The 15,290-nt window shown below is 72.1% G+C and carries 14 protein-coding genes; 3 read left to right on the forward strand and 11 right to left on the reverse strand.

The window, feature by feature from the left end; genetic code table 11:
• Positions 1-108: 108 nt before the first annotated feature.
• The 5 genes from RI554_06745 to RI554_06765 all read right to left on the reverse strand — a co-directional run bounded on the left by RI554_06745 (position 109) and on the right by RI554_06765 (position 6,865).
• A complete protein-coding gene (locus tag RI554_06745) occupies positions 109-1,425 on the reverse strand; it encodes a sulfatase (protein MDR9391712.1) in 1,317 nt (438 codons plus the stop codon).
• The gene (locus tag RI554_06750; GenBank protein ID MDR9391713.1) at positions 1,422-2,270 is read right to left on the reverse strand and encodes a carbohydrate ABC transporter permease; all 849 of its coding nucleotides are present in this window, start codon (positions 2,268-2,270) and stop codon (positions 1,422-1,424) included. The genes RI554_06745 and RI554_06750 overlap by 4 nt, the downstream gene beginning before the upstream one ends.
• Positions 2,267-3,826 carry a sugar ABC transporter permease gene (locus RI554_06755; protein ID MDR9391714.1) on the reverse strand — a complete coding sequence of 520 codons (1,560 nt, stop codon included), beginning with the start codon at positions 3,824-3,826 and terminating at the stop codon, positions 2,267-2,269. Before RI554_06755 ends, RI554_06750 begins: the two co-directional genes overlap by 4 nt.
• A 164-nt stretch (positions 3,827-3,990) precedes the next feature.
• Complete coding sequence (locus tag RI554_06760) at positions 3,991-5,289, reverse strand: ABC transporter substrate-binding protein (protein MDR9391715.1); 1,299 nt, start codon at positions 5,287-5,289, stop codon at positions 3,991-3,993.
• 61 nt (positions 5,290-5,350) lie between these two features.
• Positions 5,351-6,865, reverse strand: a complete 1,515-nt coding sequence (locus tag RI554_06765) for a hypothetical protein (GenBank protein MDR9391716.1) — start codon at positions 6,863-6,865, stop codon at positions 5,351-5,353.
• Between the two features lie 150 nt (positions 6,866-7,015).
• Between RI554_06765 and RI554_06770 the strand changes: the two genes are divergently transcribed.
• The 3 genes from RI554_06770 (at position 7,016) to RI554_06780 (ending at position 9,660) form a co-directional block, all read left to right on the forward strand.
• Positions 7,016-8,158: an ROK family transcriptional regulator gene (locus RI554_06770; protein ID MDR9391717.1), complete on the forward strand. Its 1,143-nt coding sequence runs from the start codon at positions 7,016-7,018 to the stop codon at positions 8,156-8,158.
• A 134-nt stretch (positions 8,159-8,292) separates the two neighbouring features.
• On the forward strand, positions 8,293-9,093 hold the full coding sequence (locus RI554_06775) for an SUMF1/EgtB/PvdO family nonheme iron enzyme (protein ID MDR9391718.1): 801 nt from the start codon (positions 8,293-8,295) through the stop codon (positions 9,091-9,093).
• Positions 9,094-9,216: 123 nt separating this feature from the next.
• Positions 9,217-9,660: a phosphate-starvation-inducible PsiE family protein gene (locus tag RI554_06780; protein MDR9391719.1), complete on the forward strand. Its 444-nt coding sequence runs from the start codon at positions 9,217-9,219 to the stop codon at positions 9,658-9,660.
• A gap of 63 nt (positions 9,661-9,723) precedes the next feature.
• Here the strand turns inward: RI554_06780 and RI554_06785 are convergent, their stop codons facing one another.
• The 6 genes from RI554_06785 to RI554_06810 form a co-directional block, all read right to left on the reverse strand.
• The gene (locus RI554_06785; protein ID MDR9391720.1) at positions 9,724-10,161 is read right to left on the reverse strand and encodes a rhodanese-like domain-containing protein; all 438 of its coding nucleotides are present in this window, start codon (positions 10,159-10,161) and stop codon (positions 9,724-9,726) included.
• A gap of 32 nt (positions 10,162-10,193) precedes the next feature.
• Positions 10,194-10,982: a hypothetical protein gene (locus tag RI554_06790; GenBank protein MDR9391721.1), complete on the reverse strand. Its 789-nt coding sequence runs from the start codon at positions 10,980-10,982 to the stop codon at positions 10,194-10,196.
• Entirely contained in the window at positions 10,982-11,584 is a 603-nt protein-coding gene (locus tag RI554_06795; protein MDR9391722.1) for a 4Fe-4S dicluster domain-containing protein, read from the reverse strand. The genes RI554_06790 and RI554_06795 overlap by 1 nt, the downstream gene beginning before the upstream one ends.
• Positions 11,581-13,905, reverse strand: a complete 2,325-nt coding sequence (locus RI554_06800) for a molybdopterin-dependent oxidoreductase (GenBank protein MDR9391723.1) — start codon at positions 13,903-13,905, stop codon at positions 11,581-11,583. Before RI554_06800 ends, RI554_06795 begins: the two co-directional genes overlap by 4 nt.
• Positions 13,895-14,503, reverse strand: coding sequence for a molecular chaperone TorD family protein (locus RI554_06805; GenBank protein ID MDR9391724.1), 609 nt, complete (start codon positions 14,501-14,503; stop codon positions 13,895-13,897). Before RI554_06805 ends, RI554_06800 begins: the two co-directional genes overlap by 11 nt.
• A 189-nt stretch (positions 14,504-14,692) precedes the next feature.
• A partial coding sequence (locus RI554_06810) for an HlyD family secretion protein (GenBank protein MDR9391725.1) occupies positions 14,693-15,290 on the reverse strand: 598 nt, incomplete at its 5' end.

Genomic DNA, 15,290 nt, shown 5'->3' on the forward strand with positions numbered 1-15,290 from the left:
CGTCGGCGAAGCGTTCCCGGCCGGCGGTCGGGAGGGCGGGGAGGCCCGCGAACGTCAGGTCGCAGTAGCTGGGCCCCACGACCACCACGTCGAGGGCCGGAACGTCGCTCACGCGTCGGCCTCGACGTCCGCCCCGAGCGCTCTCAGCGCCGCCGCGCGGTAGGGCGACGGCACGGGCCCCGCCAGGACGGGGTCGTCGGTCGCCCGCATCCAGGCCAGCAGGTCGGCGGCGAGGTGGCGGCGGACGTCGGCGTGGGCGGGGTCGTCGGCGAGGTTCGTGCCCTCGTCCGGGTCGGCCTGCAGGTCGTACAGCTCCAGCGGGGGGCGCTCGCGCGCGATGGTGTCGACCATGTGCGGCGTGACCGGGCTGCGGAGGACGTCGCCGGGGACGTTGAGGACGTCCACCTCGAGGTTCGCGACCAACTTGTAGCGGTCGGTGCGGACCATGCGTTGCGGTTCGTAGGCGGTGTGGAAGGTCTTCTCGGCGTACACCGCGTCGTGCAGGGTCGCCGCGTCGCCCTGCAGGAGCGGCCACAGGCTGCGGCCGTGCAGTTCCGCGGGGATGGACAGCCCGAGGCCCTCGAGGAGGGTGGGGACCAGGTCGACGTGGCTGGTGAGCGCATCGACGCTCCGCCCGCCGGTGAGGCCGCCGGCCGGCCAACGCATGACCAGCGCGACCCCGAGCCCCGGGTCGTACATCGAGGCCTTCGCGCGCGGCAACGCCAGGCCGTGGTCGGTGGTGAACACCACCCACGTGTCGTCGGCGTCGGGGCGGGCCGCGACCGCCTCGAGGATGCGGGCGACGCCGCGATCGAGGGCGTGGATGGCGCCCTGCACCGCCGCCATCTCCGCGCGGACGTCGGGCACGTCGGGGAGGTAGGGGGGGACGTCGATGCCGCGCGCGTCGTACGGCGGGTGGACGCCGTAGCGGCCGTCGGCGTGGCGGTGGGGTTCGAAGAACCCGACGTTCACGAAGGTGGGGCCGTCGGCGTCGCGGATCCGCCGCGCGGCGTGGTCCGCGACGTCGGGCGCGAGGGCGTGCGACGCGTCGTGCGTGTCGAAGCCGAGGGCGCGGACGTGCGCGGGCGTGTCGGTCGCGACGTGCTGCACGCCGACGTGGTGCGTGGCCCAGCCGGCGGCCTGCAGGTAGGACGCCAGGTAGCGCGTGCCGGGGTGCAGCGCCCAATCGAAGGGGGCGTGCGCGAGGCCGAGCATGCCGACGTCGTGCGCGTGCCGACCCGTATAGAGCGAGGCGCGGCTGGGGGAGCACTGCGGAGCGGTGGCGTAGGCGGCGTCGAAGCGGACGCCGTCCGCGGCGAGCGCGTCGATCGCGTCGCTCGGGACGGCGGTTCGGCCGTAGCAGCCGAGGTGCCGCCCGAGGTCGTGGCAGTCGATCATCACCAGGTGCGTCGGGGGGCCGCTCATCCCTTCACCGATCCCGCCGTGAGGCCCGCCGCGATGCGTCGCTGGAAGATCAACACCAGCACGACGAGGGGGACGGTGACGATGATGGCGGCCGCCATGATCTCCGCGATGGGTTCTTGTTGTTCGACGATGCCGGCGAACTGCGCGACGGCGACCGGGACGGTCTGCGCCGACGGGTTCGTGAGGGTGAAGGCGAGCGCGAAGACGTACTCGTTCCAACTCACGATGAACGTGAGGAGGCCGGTCGTCACCAGCGCGGGCACGGTGAGGGGCAGCAGGATGCGCACGAAGATCTGCGCGGTGGTGGCGCCGTCGACGACGGCGGCCTCCTCGATCTCGCGGGGCAGCCCCCGGAAGAACGACGTGAGGACCCACGCCGCGAACGGCAGCGTGAACAGCGGGTAGGCGTACAGCATCGCGGCCTGGGTCCCGAAGAGGCCGAGCTCGCGGACGTTCTCGTACATGCCGCTCAGGACCGAGATCTGCGGGAACATCGTCATCGCTAGGACGGCGTACAGCATCGCCTGCTTGCCGCGGAAGCGCAGCCGCCCGAGGGCGTACGCCGCGAACGACCCGGCGGCGAGGGCGAGGAGGGCGCTGCCGCCGGCGACGAGGACGCTGTTGGCGAGCGACCCCATGAAGCTGGCGCTGGAGAGCACCGCGACGTAGTTGTCGAGCGACGGCGCGCGGGGGATGAGGCGGGCCGCGCCGAACAGTTCGCTCTCGCTTTTCAGGGACGTCGAGATCGCCCAGACGAAGGGGATGAGGGCGTACGCGGCGACGACGAACACGAGGGCGTAGAAGCCGGTGGTGCGCGCGGCGGCGCGGAGGCGACGGACGGTCATTCGCGGTTCACCCCCAGGACGCGGACGTAGGCGACGGCGAAGACGAAGATCAGGAGGAAGATCAACACCCCGACCGCGGAGGCGTAGCCCGCCTGTTGGTTGTTGATCAACACGTCGAAGTTGTAGGTCGACATGCTCTGTTGCGCGCGCCCGAGCAGGACCTGGAACAGGTCGAAGACGCGGAGCGCGTCGAGCGTCCGGAAGATCAACGCCACCCCGATCGCGGGGCGCAGCAGCGGCAGCGTGATGGCGAAGAACTCGCGGAGGCGGCTGGCGCCGTCGACCCGGGCGGATTCGTAGAGCTCCTTCGGGATGACCTGCAGGCCGGCGAGCAGCAACAGCGCCATGAACGGGGCGGTCTTCCACACGTCGATCAGGATGACGCTGGGGAGTTGCAGGGCGGGGTCGGTGAGCCAGGCGAGGGGCGCGTCGATCGCGCCGAGCGACAACAACGCCTGGTTCAGGACGCCGGCGCGGGTGTCGTCGAGCATCAACTCCCACAGCCGTGCGGACACGACCGTGGGGATGGCCCAGGGGATCAGCATCACCGCCCGCATGGCGCCCCGCCCGCGGAAGCTCGAGTGGACGGTGAGGGCGATGAACAGCCCCAACAACAGTTCGCCGGAGACGCTGACGGCGGTGAACACGATCGTCGTCCAGATGCTGCGGACCCACCGTTCGTCGAGGGCGCTGAGCGACCACGCGGTGTCGGCCCCGGTGAGCAGCGGCAGGTTCCAGACGTACGCGGTGCGGTAGCCCTCGCGGAGCGCCTCGACGGGGAGGGTGTTCCAGCGGACGTCGCCGTCGCGGTCGAGGGCGCACGCGCCGTCGTCGTCGCGGCGGCAGGTGAGTTCGTCGAGGCGGACGGTGAGCAGGTCCCGGTAGTTCTGCAGCCCCACGAACTGCGGGACGGTGTCGCTGGCGAACCGCTTGTCGGTGAAGCTCGTGACGATCGTCGCCTCGAGGGGGCGGGCGGCGACCATCACGAGGATCAGCAGCGCCGGAAGGAGCAGGTTCCACGCCGCGCGCATCTCGCGGGCGGGAAGCGGTTCGGTCTCGAGGGTGGGGTCGTTCGCGAGCCGTGCGAGGAGGAGGCGCGACGCGATCGCGAGGCCGGCGAGGGCGACCGCCGCCGCGAGGCCGCCCGACGCCGCCACGATGCCCGACGGGCCCTCGAGAGCGCCCCAGGGGACGCCCTGCGCCGCGCGGGCGACGACGAGCCCGACGGCGAAGATCGACGCCCACAACGCCAGGTCCCGCGCGAGGCGGATGGCGCCGGCGCGCCGCTGCGCGACGCGAAGGCCGAGCGCGATCGCCGCCGTCCCGAGGCCGGTGACGAGAGAAGGGACGAGCAGGCCGAAGCGGTCGAGGATCGCCAGGATCCACGAGGGGCGTTCCGCGCCGAGGCGGGCGTCGAAGCCGGCGCGGACGTCGGGATGGACGGCGATGGAGAGCAGAAGGAGAAGGATCGCGCCGAGCCCGGCGAACGCCAGGAACCCCCCGAGGAGGCGGGCGAGGCGCACGGCGGGGGGCGGGGGGGCGTCGGGCGTCGGCATGGGGCTCTCCGGAAACAAAATAAGGGATGGGTCGGAGGTCGGGCGGAGGTCGGGCGGGGAGCGTTCGGACGGGGTCGGATGGGGTCGAGCGGGGTCGAGCGGGGAGTGGGCGCGCGGTGGAGGGGGTGGGGGCGGGCGACGCCCGCCCCCACCGACGGCGTCGCTTAGTTCGCGAGGAGCTCCTCGAGTTCGAACTCGAGCAGCGTCAACGCGGTTTCGGCGTCCTCCTGACCGGTGAGCACCTGGTGCACGGCGGTCGAGTAGAGGGTGGAGACCTCGTTGTACTTCTCGCCCGTCACGGTCGACGGGCGCGGCGCGGCGCCCTGGAAGACGGCGTCGAGGCCGTCGAAGAACGGCACCGCTTCGATGACGTCCGCGTCGCGGTAGAGGTCCGCGATCGTGGGGTTGATGGCGTTGTTGATCGCGCGCCGCTTCTGTTCCTGGAACGACGCGAAGTGCTTCGCGAAGGCGGCGGCGGCCTCGGGGTGTTCGCTGTACTGGTTCACGCCGACGCTCCAGCCGCCCATCGTCGCGGCGTAGCTGCCGGAGTCGCCGGCGGGCAGCGCGACGACCTCGAAGTTGCCGTCGATCGCTTCGCTCTCCAGGGTGGTGGAGTAGGCGTACGGCCAGTTGCGCATGAAGGCGGCGTTACCGGCGTGCCAGACGCCGCGGGCGTCCTCCTCGGCGTAGCCGACGACCCCGGGCGGCGCGATCGTACCGACCCAGGAGGCGACCTGGCTCAGGACGTCGGCGGTGGGTTCGTTGTTGACCTCGATCTCCCCGTCGGGGTTCACGATGACGCCCCCGCCGTTGCTGATCTGCCACTCGAGCGCGTTGCAGGTGAGGCCTTCGTAGTTGTTGCCCTGGAACACGAAGCCCCAGAAGTCGTCGTTGCCTTCGGCGCGCTCGCCCTCCTGGATGGTGGTCGCCATCGTCTCGAGTTCGTCCCAGGTGGCGGGCGGACCGTCGAAGCCGTACGCCTCGACCAGGTCGGTGCGGACGTACAGCATGCCGGCGCCGAGCCGGAAGGCGATCGCGACCATCTCGTCGCCCACCATGTTGTTCGTGATGTAGCCCGGGAAGTGCGCGTCGAGCTCCTCCTGCGAGAAGAACGGCATGAGGTCGAGCAGGTTGTCCTTGAGGATGCCGGGCTGGATGACGTCGACGCGCATGACGTCGATGTCGCCGCTCTGCGCCTCGAACATCGTGAGGTAGTTCGACAGCAGGTCGCTGGTGCTGGCGGGACCGTCGATGCGCTCGACGGTGATGTTCGGGCAGGCCTCCTCGAACGCGGCGATCGTTTCGCGTTCGGTGTCGGCGAGGTTGCCGATCGGATCCCCGACGTAGGTGATGGTCGCCTGTTCGTCGGTGATGCAGTCGATGTCGTGGGCGTGACCGTCGGCGTTCGCGGTCGCGAACGCGGTCATCGCGAAGGTCAGGGCGAGCGTGAGCAACGTACGCATGGTGCCTCCTCGGAGGGTCGCGCGGTGCGCGGGGACGGGGTGTGGGGGACGGGCGTCGACCTCACTCCTTTCCGGCGTCGGAAGCGACCCACACGGGGGAGCTCCACGCCCACTGATCGTTGCGTTGCCGCACCCGGACACGATACAGGTCGTGCGTCACGTGCTCGGGGCGGTGGGAGAAGTGCAGGGTGGTGGCGAACTCCGCTTCGCCGATCGCGCGGCGGAGCCGCACGGCGGGGGAGACGAACCCGCCGACGTGGCGGGTGCGCGCGCCGTGCCGCAGGTCGTCGAGCGGCACGGTGAAGCGCTCGCCGTTCGCGTCGACCTCGAGCTCGGTAGCGTCGTCGCCGTCCAGCTCGAGGCAGATCCCTTCGCCGGCGGGGACGCGGGAGTAGGGGTGGGGCCAGGTGCGGGTCGTGAAGCGGGCGGCGTTCCCGTCGACCTCCAGCGCGTGCGGGGCGAACGGTTCGCCCTCGGGCGGAGGGACGCTGGGGAACGCCCCCCGGAAGCGGGGTTCGACGTCGTGCAGCGTGCCGCGGTGGACGCGGACGGCGACGTCCCACGGGGTGGCGCGGTCGCGTTCGCCCCAGCCGACCTCGAGGTGGACCTTCACGCGTCCCGGGGGGGCGGGGTCGGGCGGCAACGAGGCGCGGTGGACGACGCGTTCGTCGTGGAGGATCTCGATGGCGTCGAGCCCGTCCCCGCCGCGCACGGCGACGGCCACGTCGCGCGCCTCGGCGGGCGGCGCGACGCCGCCCATGGCGACGCCGTTCACGCTCAGGGCGAGGTCGATGCGGTCGCCGGTCAACGCCCACGTGCGGCGCGCCTCGAGCGCGTCCCACAACCCGTCGCGGGTGAGGCTCTCCATCCACGCGCCGAGCCGCCCGTAGCCGTAGGCGCCGGGCATGGCGGCGTGGTGGTCGGTGGAGCCGACGAGTCCGAAGCGGTGGCCGGCGGTCCAGCCGGCCCGGGCGGTGGCGCGCCCGTCGAGCGGCCCCATGGCGTGCAGGTAGGGCACCGAGCCGTCGCAGCTTTCGGCGCTGCCGTGGAACGACATCGTCTCGACGACGGGGGAGCGCCCCCCGTCGAAGGCGTCCCAGTCGATGCCGCGGTGGCCGTGCTCGTAGCCGATGTGGTGCGGGATCAGGAGGGCGTCCGCGTCGATCGCGGCGACGCGGGCGCGGAGGGTGGGGAGGTCGGGGGCGTCGAGGATGTCGGCGGCGTCGGCGTCGCGGAAGTACACGCAGTGATCGCCGTAGCGGCGCGAGTGCCATTCGAAGCTGGGGACGGTGACGAAGCGGCCGGGGTCGTGCGCGGCCTCCTGAAGGCGGACGTGGTCGGCCCAGGCGGCGCGGGCCCGCTCGAAGCCCTCCTCGTGGTAGCGCACCAGGTAGGCGAGGTCGGGGTCGTCGGTGGGGACGTCCGGCCAGGCGCCGTGCACGGTGAGGCTGACGAAGTCGAGTTGCAGGGCGGCGTTGGCGAGCGCGGCTTCGGCGGGGCCGGCGCCGTAGCTGACGTCGGAGTGGTTGTGGAGGTCGCCGTAACGGGCGGTCCAAGCCTCGTAACCGGGGAGCACGAAGGGGGCCTCCAGGGGCGCGAGCACGGTCCGCGGGGGACCGGGGCGGAGGAAACGTCGAATTGCGCGTGCCCCTTTTGTATAATCTTTTCAAGAAGTCGTCAAGTCGGGGTGCCTTTCCCCCGCGTCGGCATAGGATGACGCCGCACCATGCAGCCACGCACCGACCTCCTCCGCCACCTCGCGCGCGAACCGCGCACCCTGGCGGACCTCGTGCACCTCACCGGCGCCAGCCTCCCTACGCTCCGGCGCGCCCTCGCCGACCTCGAGCGCGAGCGGCTCGTCGGCGTCGTCGGGCGCGAACCGTCGCGCGGCGGCCGGCCGGCGCAACGCTTCGGGCTCGACCCGGGCGGCGCCCTCGTCCTGGGCGTGCACCTGGTGCACCCGGGCATGCGGATGGTGGCCGCAACGCTGACCGGCGAACGCCTCGCCGAGCACGTCCCGGAGCTCGGCGACCTCGCTCCGGGCGACGTCGCGACGGAGGTCGCGCGCTACGCCGACGCCGTCCGCGCCCGCTTCCCCGACCGACCGTTGCTCGGCGTGGGGGTCGCGACGCCCGGGTTCGTCGATCCGGATGGCGGCCACATCCTGTCGATCGGGCGGGCCCCCGGGTGGACGCACGTCCCCCTCGCCGAGCGGCTCGCCGCCGCGACCGGCGTGCGCGTGACGCTGCACAACGACATGGACGCCCTCGCGAGCAGCGACGCGGCCGCCACCGACCCCGACGGCAGCCTCGTCTACGTGGGGTTCGGGGAGGGCCTGAAGTTCGCCCTCATGTTCGACGGGGTGCCGTACGCCGGCCCGTTCGGCAACGCCGGCCTGGCGCCCGACGCCCTCCTCGCGCGCCTCGGTCGGGGCGACGACGCGGCGCTGCTGCGCGTGCCCGGGTTGGTGGCCGCGGTCGACGGCCGCGCCGCCGTCGAGGGGCGCCCCCGGCACGCCACCCGGGCGCGCTTCGACGCCGTGCTCGATGCGTACGCCGCCGGCGACCCCGACGTCGCGCCGGTCGTCGGCCGCATGATCGAGGTGCTGGGGGCGGAGACCGCGGCGGTCGTCCACCTGCTGCAGCCCGCGACGCTGGTGTTCGGCGCGGCGTTGGCGGGGGCGCCCGCCCCCGTGGCGGACGCCCTCGAGCGGACCGTCCGCGCCTCCCTCCCGCCGCTGCTCGATCACGCCCTGCACGTCCGACCGGCCCGCCTCGTGGGGCCGGCCAGCACGGCGGTCGGCGCGACCCACGCGTTCGTCACGCGCTACGTCGCGCAGGACGTGCCCGCCGCGGGGGTCCCGACGTGACGGACCGCGCGTCGGCGTGCGGGTGCGCACCCACGCGGTCCGGTGCCCCCGCGGGCGGGGACGGTGGGGGCGCCGCCCCGCCCCCCACCGCGCCCACGCGCGCGCCGCGCCACGCCGCCCCGCCCCCCGGCGCGGTGGAGGTACCCGCCGGCGCGTTCGTGATGGGGACCGACGCGCCGGTGTACCCGAGCGACGGCGAGGCCCCGGCCCGGCGGGTGGCGGTCGGTCGCTTCGCGATCGACCGGACGCCCGTCCGGCACGCCGCCTTCGCGCGCTTCGTGGCGGACGCCGGGTACGTCACCGACGCCGAACGCCACGGCGGCGCGTTCGTCTTCTTCGACCTCGTCGCCGCCGACGACGCCGCGGACGCCGTCGTCGTGCCCGGCCTGCCCTGGTGGCGCTACGTGCCGGGCGCGGATTGGGCGCACCCGTTCGGGCCGTCGCGGCGCGCCGAGGACCGCGACGACCACCCGGTCGTGCACGTCTCCTGGCGCGACGCCGCCGCCTACGCCGCGTGGGCGGGGGGACGCCTCCCGACCGAGCGGGAGTGGGAGTACGCCGGGCACGGCGGGCGGGGGGCGGACCGCGCGGAGCCGTACCCCTGGGGTGACGTCCTTGAGCCGGGTGGCCGCCACCACGCAAACGTCTGGCAGGGCGCGTTCCCGGAGCACGACGCCGCGCTCGACGGCTTTCACGGCACGTCCCCCGTCGGGGCGTTCCCCGCCAACGGCTACGGCCTCGTGGACGTCATCGGGAACGTCTGGGAGTGGACCGCCGACCGGTTCGGGGACGGTGCGCTCCGCGTCCGCAAGGGCGGCAGCTACCTGTGCCACGCGAGCTCCTGTGCGCGCTACCGCCTGCCCGCCCGGAGCGGCGGCGCGGAGGACGACGCGGCCGGCAACGTCGGGTTCCGCGTGGCGTACGACCTGGCGTAGGCCTCCGCGCCCGCCGCGAACGGGCCGCAGCGCACGGACGCTGCACGGGGTCTCGCCGTACGCTCTACGCATGATTCACGTCGCTTGCCGTTTGCGCGCCCTTCCCGGACGCCGCCCCCGCCGATGACGGTCGCCGTGCGCCGCATCGAACAGGCGATCGCCGCGGCGGTCGTCGTCGTCCTCACCCTCGGTGTGGTGCTGGTCCTCATGAACGTCGTGACGCAGTTGTGGGAGGGGTTTCGCTTCGGGTTGGACGGCTACGACCTGACGAAACTGTTGTCCGAAGCGCTGCTCGCGTTGATGATCGCGGAGATCATCGCGTCCGTCGCGTCGCTGTACGAACGCCGGACCCTCGAGGCGCGCCCGTTGCTCGTGATCGGCATCATCGCCAGCATCCGGCGCTTGCTCGTGATCAGCGCCGAAGCCGCCGACTTCATCGCGCAGGGCGGGACCGTCCCCACCTCGATGCTCGTCGAGCTCGGCATCCTGACGGTCGCCGTCGGGGTGTTCGCCTGGTCGATGCGGCAGGTCGACGGGGGCGCCGGGACGGTGGAGCGGCCCGCCTGACGCCCCACGACACGGCCCCCCGCCACCCGAAGGGGGCGGGGGGCTCGACCGGGAGGTCGGGGGTCAGTTCGTGGTGGGGAAGCCGGCTTCCTGCCAGGCGCGGATGCCGCCCCGCATGTTCGTGACGTTGTTGTAGCCGAGCGACGCGATGTACGCCGTGGCCCAGAAGCCGCGCGTGCCGGCGGCGCAGTACACGAGGATCGGGGTGTCCTTGTCGGCCGGCATTTCGTCGAGGTACTCGCCGATCGTCTGGACGGGGAAGTGCACGGCGCCCTCGAGGTGGCCGTCGTCCCACTCGTCCTGCGTGCGGACGTCGACGACGACCGGCATGACGTCGAAGATGTAGTCGGCGGCGTCCTCGACGCCGATCTGCATCCAGCCTTCGTTGGCGGCCTCCTGCACGACCTCGTACATGCGGTCGGCGGCGGGGGTGGACTCGACCTGCGCGATGGCGGCCGTGGCGAACAGGGCACTGACGAGAATGACGAAGAACTTTTTCATGTGGATTCCTCTCCTTTCGGCTTCGCGTGCGCTCAGAAGCCGAAGAACTGGTGCTGCCCGATCTCGACGATCAGGGAGCGGACGACGGTGGCGCCGACGAACGGCACCAGGGCGGCCAACAACGGCGTGCGGCGTAGGAACGCCGGCGCCACGAGCAGGGCGAGTCCGACCAGGAACAGCGGACCGCCGTGGCTCCAAAGGTAGGCGAAGCCTTGCTGGGCTTCGGGTACGCCCGTCGCAAGACCCCACAGGTAGACGACCCCGATCCCGGCGCTCGCCAGGCTCAGGGGGGTGATGAAGTGCTTCGCCCACGCCTGCTTGAACAGCATCGCGAGGGCCACCACGGTGACCATGCCGGTCAACGGGAAGAGGACGGCGACCATCAGGCTCCAGATCGGGCGGTTGACGTTCACCGACAACGCCAGGCCGGGGTACACGAGCGCCAGCGAACTGCCCGCGACCAACAGCGCGCCCCACAGGAGGCGGGGGCCCCGATCGATCCAGACGAAGAAGCTGGCGACCATCGAGGTGATGAGCCCCCACGCCCCGATCCAGATCGGGGAGGTCGGCGTGAACGCCAGGAACAACCAGACGTGCGTGAAGCGCCAGCGGGCGGGCGATTCGACCCACAGCGTGAACAGGTCGAGCACGATCAACGCCATCGTGATCAGCGCGTACGTCCGCTTGCGCGGGTGGTCGCGCAGCGTCGCCACCATGGTGACGAACGCCATGCCGCCCGCGAGGGCCACGAACGCGAAGTGGAACAACGTCGGCCAGTGCCAGAAGTGTTGCGACCAGGGGAGTCCGTACCACTCCACCATCAGTGGGCTCCTTCCTCTTCCTTGACGTCCCAGATGGTGCTCGTCAGGCCGTAGCTCGCCGGGGCGTTCAGGTAGTACAGGTTCGGACCCGTGCCCTGTTCGGGGCGCAGGACGTCCACGCGGTCCGCCTCACGAATCGCGATCGAGACGGCGCTGTTCGGGTCGTCGAGGTCCCCGAAACTCCGGCAAAGGGTGGGGCACGTCTCGACGCAGGCGGGGAGCTTGCCCTCCTCGAGCCGGTGGCGACAGAAGTTGCACTTCGTCACGTACCCGTCGGGATGCATGCTGCGCGCGTCGTAGGGGCACGCCGCGATGCAGGCGCCGCAGGCGATGCACTGGTGCGCGTCGATGTCGACGATGCCGTCGTCCGTGACGTAGCAGCAGCCGGTCGGGCAGACGGGCACGCAGGGCGGGTTCTCGCAGTGCAGGCACTGCTCGGGGCGGAACTCGACGGTGAGGTTCGGGAACGTCCCGACCGTCGTGTTGCGGATCCAGAGGCGGTGGTTGCCGACCGGCACGTCGTTCTCCATGGTGCAGGCGACCGAGCAGGCCGAACAGCCCACGCACGCGGACAGGTCGATCGACATCGCGTAGCGGGTCATACCGGACTCCTATCGGCGACGAGGTCCTTGATCGGCGGGTGCTGCGGGTTCGGGGCGTCCGGAACGACCCGCACGAAGTTGTTGCGCAGGCCCGCCCCGCCCGAGATCGGGTCGAGGGTGTACGAGCTCTGCAGCGCCGTGTCGGACGCGCCGCGTCCGTTCGCGAGGCGCATCAACGGCGCCTTGTGGCCGAAGCCGTGCACGATGTAGACGCAGTCGTGACGAATGCGTTCGGTGACGGCGGCCTTGACCGGCCCCTCGCGGACGCCGGCGTCGTTCTCGAGGTAGACGTAGTCGCCGTTCGCGACGCCGAGCCGCTCCGCCTCCTTCGTCGCGAGCCACACCTCGTTCTCGCCGTGCTGGTCCATCAGCACCGCGTTGTTGTGCGTCCGCGCGAACGTGTGGACGGGGCTCCGGCCGTACAGCAGGCGGTAGCTTCCGTCGGGCGGTTCCTCGGTCGGTTCGTACGTCGGCATGGGGTCGAAGCCGGCGTCGGCGAAGCGTTCGCTGTAGATCTCGATCTTGCCCGACGGCGTGCCGAGCGGGTTGCGGTTGAAGCGTTCGTAGTCGGCGAAGTACGGCCGGCCCCGGCGGACGATCGTGCCCTGCTCGCGGAGCTCCTCGAGGTCGCTGCCGATCGTGCGCAGGCGCGTGTCGAGGTAGTCCTCCATGTCCTCCCAGGGGAAGTACTCGCCGAGCCCCAACTTCGTGCCGAGCTCCTTCGCGATCCACCAGCCCGGCTTCGTGTCGTACATCGCCTCGATCGCGGGGAAGCGCCCGGCGATGAACGGCGTCTTGTACGACTGCAGCAGCAGGTCGTCGTAGCGCTCGAGGTACGTCGCCTCGGGCAGGATGACGTCCGCCCACATCACGTGCTCCATCGGCAGCACGTCGATCGCGACGTACAGGTCGAGCTGCTTGAGCGCCTCCTTGGTGTACGCCACCTTCGGGATGCTGTGGAACAGGTTCACGCCGTAGCTGAACAGGCCCTTGATCGGGTAGGGCTCGCCGGTCAGCATCGGCGGGATCATCTCCTGCACCGCCGTGGCGGTGCCGTAGAAGAGACCGCGGTCGACGGCGTCGCGGAACGGGGAGTCCGCCTCGACGTCGGTCGTCGAGCCGCCGCACCCGCCCGAGGAGGGCGCGAGGGGCAGGTCGGGGTGCGGGTAGTCGTCGACGCCGGGCGCGTCGCAGAAGTAGTACCCGCCCGGTTTGCCGTAGTTGCCGAGCAGTACGTTGACGAGGTACAGCGCGCGGTTGCGTTGCGTGTCGTTGCCGTACCAGACGACGTGCCGGCTGACGGGGATCACGGCGCGGGGGGCGTGCTCGGCCATCTCGCGCGCGATGCGGCGGATGGTGTCGGCCGGGATCTCGGTGATCTCCGCCGCCCACTCCGGCGTGTAGTCCTGGACGTGCTCGACGAGGCGGTCGAAGCCCATCGTGTACTGCTCGACGTACGCCGCGTCGTACAGCTCCTCGGTGACGAGGACGTGCATCCAGGCGAGCAGCAGGGCGGTGTCGGTGCCCGGCTTGACCGGCAGCCAATCGTTGGCCTTCGCCGCGGCGGTGCTGAAGCGCGGGTCGGCGACCACCAGCTTCGCGCCGCGCTTGAGCGCCAGCGCGAAGTCCTGCAGCTGCGTGTTGTGGGTGTCCTCGCCGATGTGGTGGCCGATGAGGACGATGTAGTTCGTTTCCGACCAGTCGATCTGTTCGTGCCCGGAGATGCCCCGCCCGAACGTGTACTGGCTGGCGGTCTCGCGCGGTCCCGTGCAGAGGCTGACCGACGGCTTCGCGGCGTTGGGGGAGCCCCAGGCGCCGGGCAGGTAGGAGGCGAACCACTTGTCGCCCGAGCCGTGCCCGAACCAGGCGACGCTCTCCGTGCCGTGCTCGTCGCGGATTTGGAACATCTTCTCCGCGACGTAGTCGAGCGCCTCGTCCCAGCTGGCTTCGCGGTACTGCCCGTCGCCCCGTTCGGTGCCCTCGACGCGGATCAACGGCCGCTTGAGGCGGTCGGGATCGTACGTCTGCGTCGGGGCGCCCTGTCCGCGGGGGCAGAGCATGCCGCGCGATTTGGGGTTCGTGGCGTAGCCGTCGACCTTGCGGACCTTCCCGCCGGCGACCTGGACCTCGATCCCGCACTTCCAGAAACAGTTCTCGCAGTACGAGTACACCGTTTCCACGTCGCCGTCGAACCACTGCGGTGGCATCGGCGCGAACGGGTTGGGGATGCGGTCCAGCAGCGATTGTGCGCTGGCCTGCCCCGCGACCGTCGCGGCGCCCACCGAAGCGGCGGACAGCTTGAGGAACTCCCTACGATCCATTCCCACGCGTGACCTCCCTGATCGTTGCGTGCAAGAACGTCGTCAGCGGTCCGTAGAAGCCGCTGCCGTCCCGATCCGCGACGCTCGCGGCGTAGCGGTCGAACCACGGACGCATCCAGCGCGCGAGCAGGTCGCGCGCGGCGTGCGTCCGTTCGTGCCGTGCGAGGAGGACGCCGGCCTCGGCGACCGCGGCGACGTGGTCGGGAAGATCCGTCCACGCCTCCTGGGTCCCGATGCCCTCGTCCTTGAGGAACCGGCCGACGGCTTCGGCGGTGTCGCCGAGCAGCTCGCCGTCCTGGGCGTACCCGAGGTAGGGGGGCGCGGCGAGCCCGTCGCCGCTGCTGACGAACAGGTCGACGTACGACGCCTGCAGCGTCGTCGCGTCGGCCGGCGGCAGCGTCGGGGCGGGGACGCCGGTGGCGTCGCTCAAGGCGTCGAGCGCCGCTGCGAAGCGGCCGCTGCGGAGGTCGTCGAGGAGGGGGTCCCGGGGGGACGCGAACGTCGCGGCGATCGCCTGCAGCAGCAGGCCGTCCGTCGCGCCGGCGTCGTGGGCCGGGGTGGGGGTCCGCACGTCGGCGGGGGTCCGGTCGGCGATCATGTGCCGAGTTTCACGCATGGGGGAGGCGCCGCCGTAGGGACGAATGTCGTGAGGTCGTTCGTCCCGGTGGCGGCCCACGCGCACGGCGACGCCCGCCGCTCGATGCGACGGGCGCGTCACGTCCGTGAACGATTCGATCGCCGGGCGGTGGCGGGGGGTCCGGACCGCGTCCGGCCGTCCCCGCCGCCCTCAGGGTGCCGCCGACGCGCTCCCTGCGGAGGGAAGCTCCCGCACGACCGCCGTCATGCCCGGCCGCAACGCCGCCCGGACGTCGGCGTCCAACGCCGCCCCGCCCACGCCGATCACGGCCTCGTACGTCACGTCGCCGCGCACCAACCGCGGGTCGTACGCGACCCGCTCGACGGTGCCGTCGAACGTCCGGCCCGGCACCGCGTCGATCGCGACCCGCACGCGGGCGCCGGGCGTTAGGCCGGTCACCTGGCGTTCGGTGAGGTTCGTCGTCACCACCCGCCAGCCCCCGACGTCCCCGATCCGGATCGTCGGGGCGTTCGGGCCGACCGCCTCACCCACCTCCAGCGGCGCGGCCAACACGCGCCCGGCGAACGGCGCGCGCAACGTCCGCTGCGCGAGCGCCACCTCCGCCGACGCCGCCGCCGCGGTCGCCTGCCGGCGTTGCGCCTCCGCGACGGCGAGGCTCGCCTCCGCCTGCGCCACCGCGACCTCCGCCGCTGCGGCGGCCGCCTCCGCCTGCGTCAACGCCGCCGCGGCGCGGCGGGCGTCCGCCTCCGCCCGCTCGACCTGCGCGGGCGCCTGCTCCGCCGCCAAC

This window comes from Trueperaceae bacterium (assembly GCA_031581195.1).
In the GTDB taxonomy this organism is placed as follows: domain Bacteria; phylum Deinococcota; class Deinococci; order Deinococcales; family Trueperaceae; genus SLSQ01.

Excerpts from the sequence above, each read along its gene's own strand:
- RI554_06745 (MDR9391712.1), bottom strand. The coding sequence starts at position 1,425 with ATGAGCGGCCCCCCGACGCACCTGGTGATGATCGACTGCCACGACCTC.
- RI554_06750 (MDR9391713.1), bottom strand. The coding sequence starts at position 2,270 with ATGACCGTCCGTCGCCTCCGCGCCGCCGCGCGCACCACCGGCTTCTAC.
- RI554_06755 (MDR9391714.1), bottom strand. The coding sequence starts at position 3,826 with ATGCCGACGCCCGACGCCCCCCCGCCCCCCGCCGTGCGCCTCGCCCGC.
- RI554_06760 (MDR9391715.1), bottom strand. The coding sequence starts at position 5,289 with ATGCGTACGTTGCTCACGCTCGCCCTGACCTTCGCGATGACCGCGTTC.
- RI554_06770 (MDR9391717.1), top strand. The coding sequence starts at position 7,016 with ATGCAGCCACGCACCGACCTCCTCCGCCACCTCGCGCGCGAACCGCGC.
- RI554_06780 (MDR9391719.1), top strand. The coding sequence starts at position 9,217 with ATGACGGTCGCCGTGCGCCGCATCGAACAGGCGATCGCCGCGGCGGTC.
- RI554_06785 (MDR9391720.1), bottom strand. The coding sequence starts at position 10,161 with ATGAAAAAGTTCTTCGTCATTCTCGTCAGTGCCCTGTTCGCCACGGCC.
- RI554_06790 (MDR9391721.1), bottom strand. The coding sequence starts at position 10,982 with ATGGTGGAGTGGTACGGACTCCCCTGGTCGCAACACTTCTGGCACTGG.
- RI554_06795 (MDR9391722.1), bottom strand. The coding sequence starts at position 11,584 with ATGACCCGCTACGCGATGTCGATCGACCTGTCCGCGTGCGTGGGCTGT.
- RI554_06800 (MDR9391723.1), bottom strand. The coding sequence starts at position 13,905 with ATGGATCGTAGGGAGTTCCTCAAGCTGTCCGCCGCTTCGGTGGGCGCC.
- RI554_06805 (MDR9391724.1), bottom strand. The coding sequence starts at position 14,503 with ATGATCGCCGACCGGACCCCCGCCGACGTGCGGACCCCCACCCCGGCC.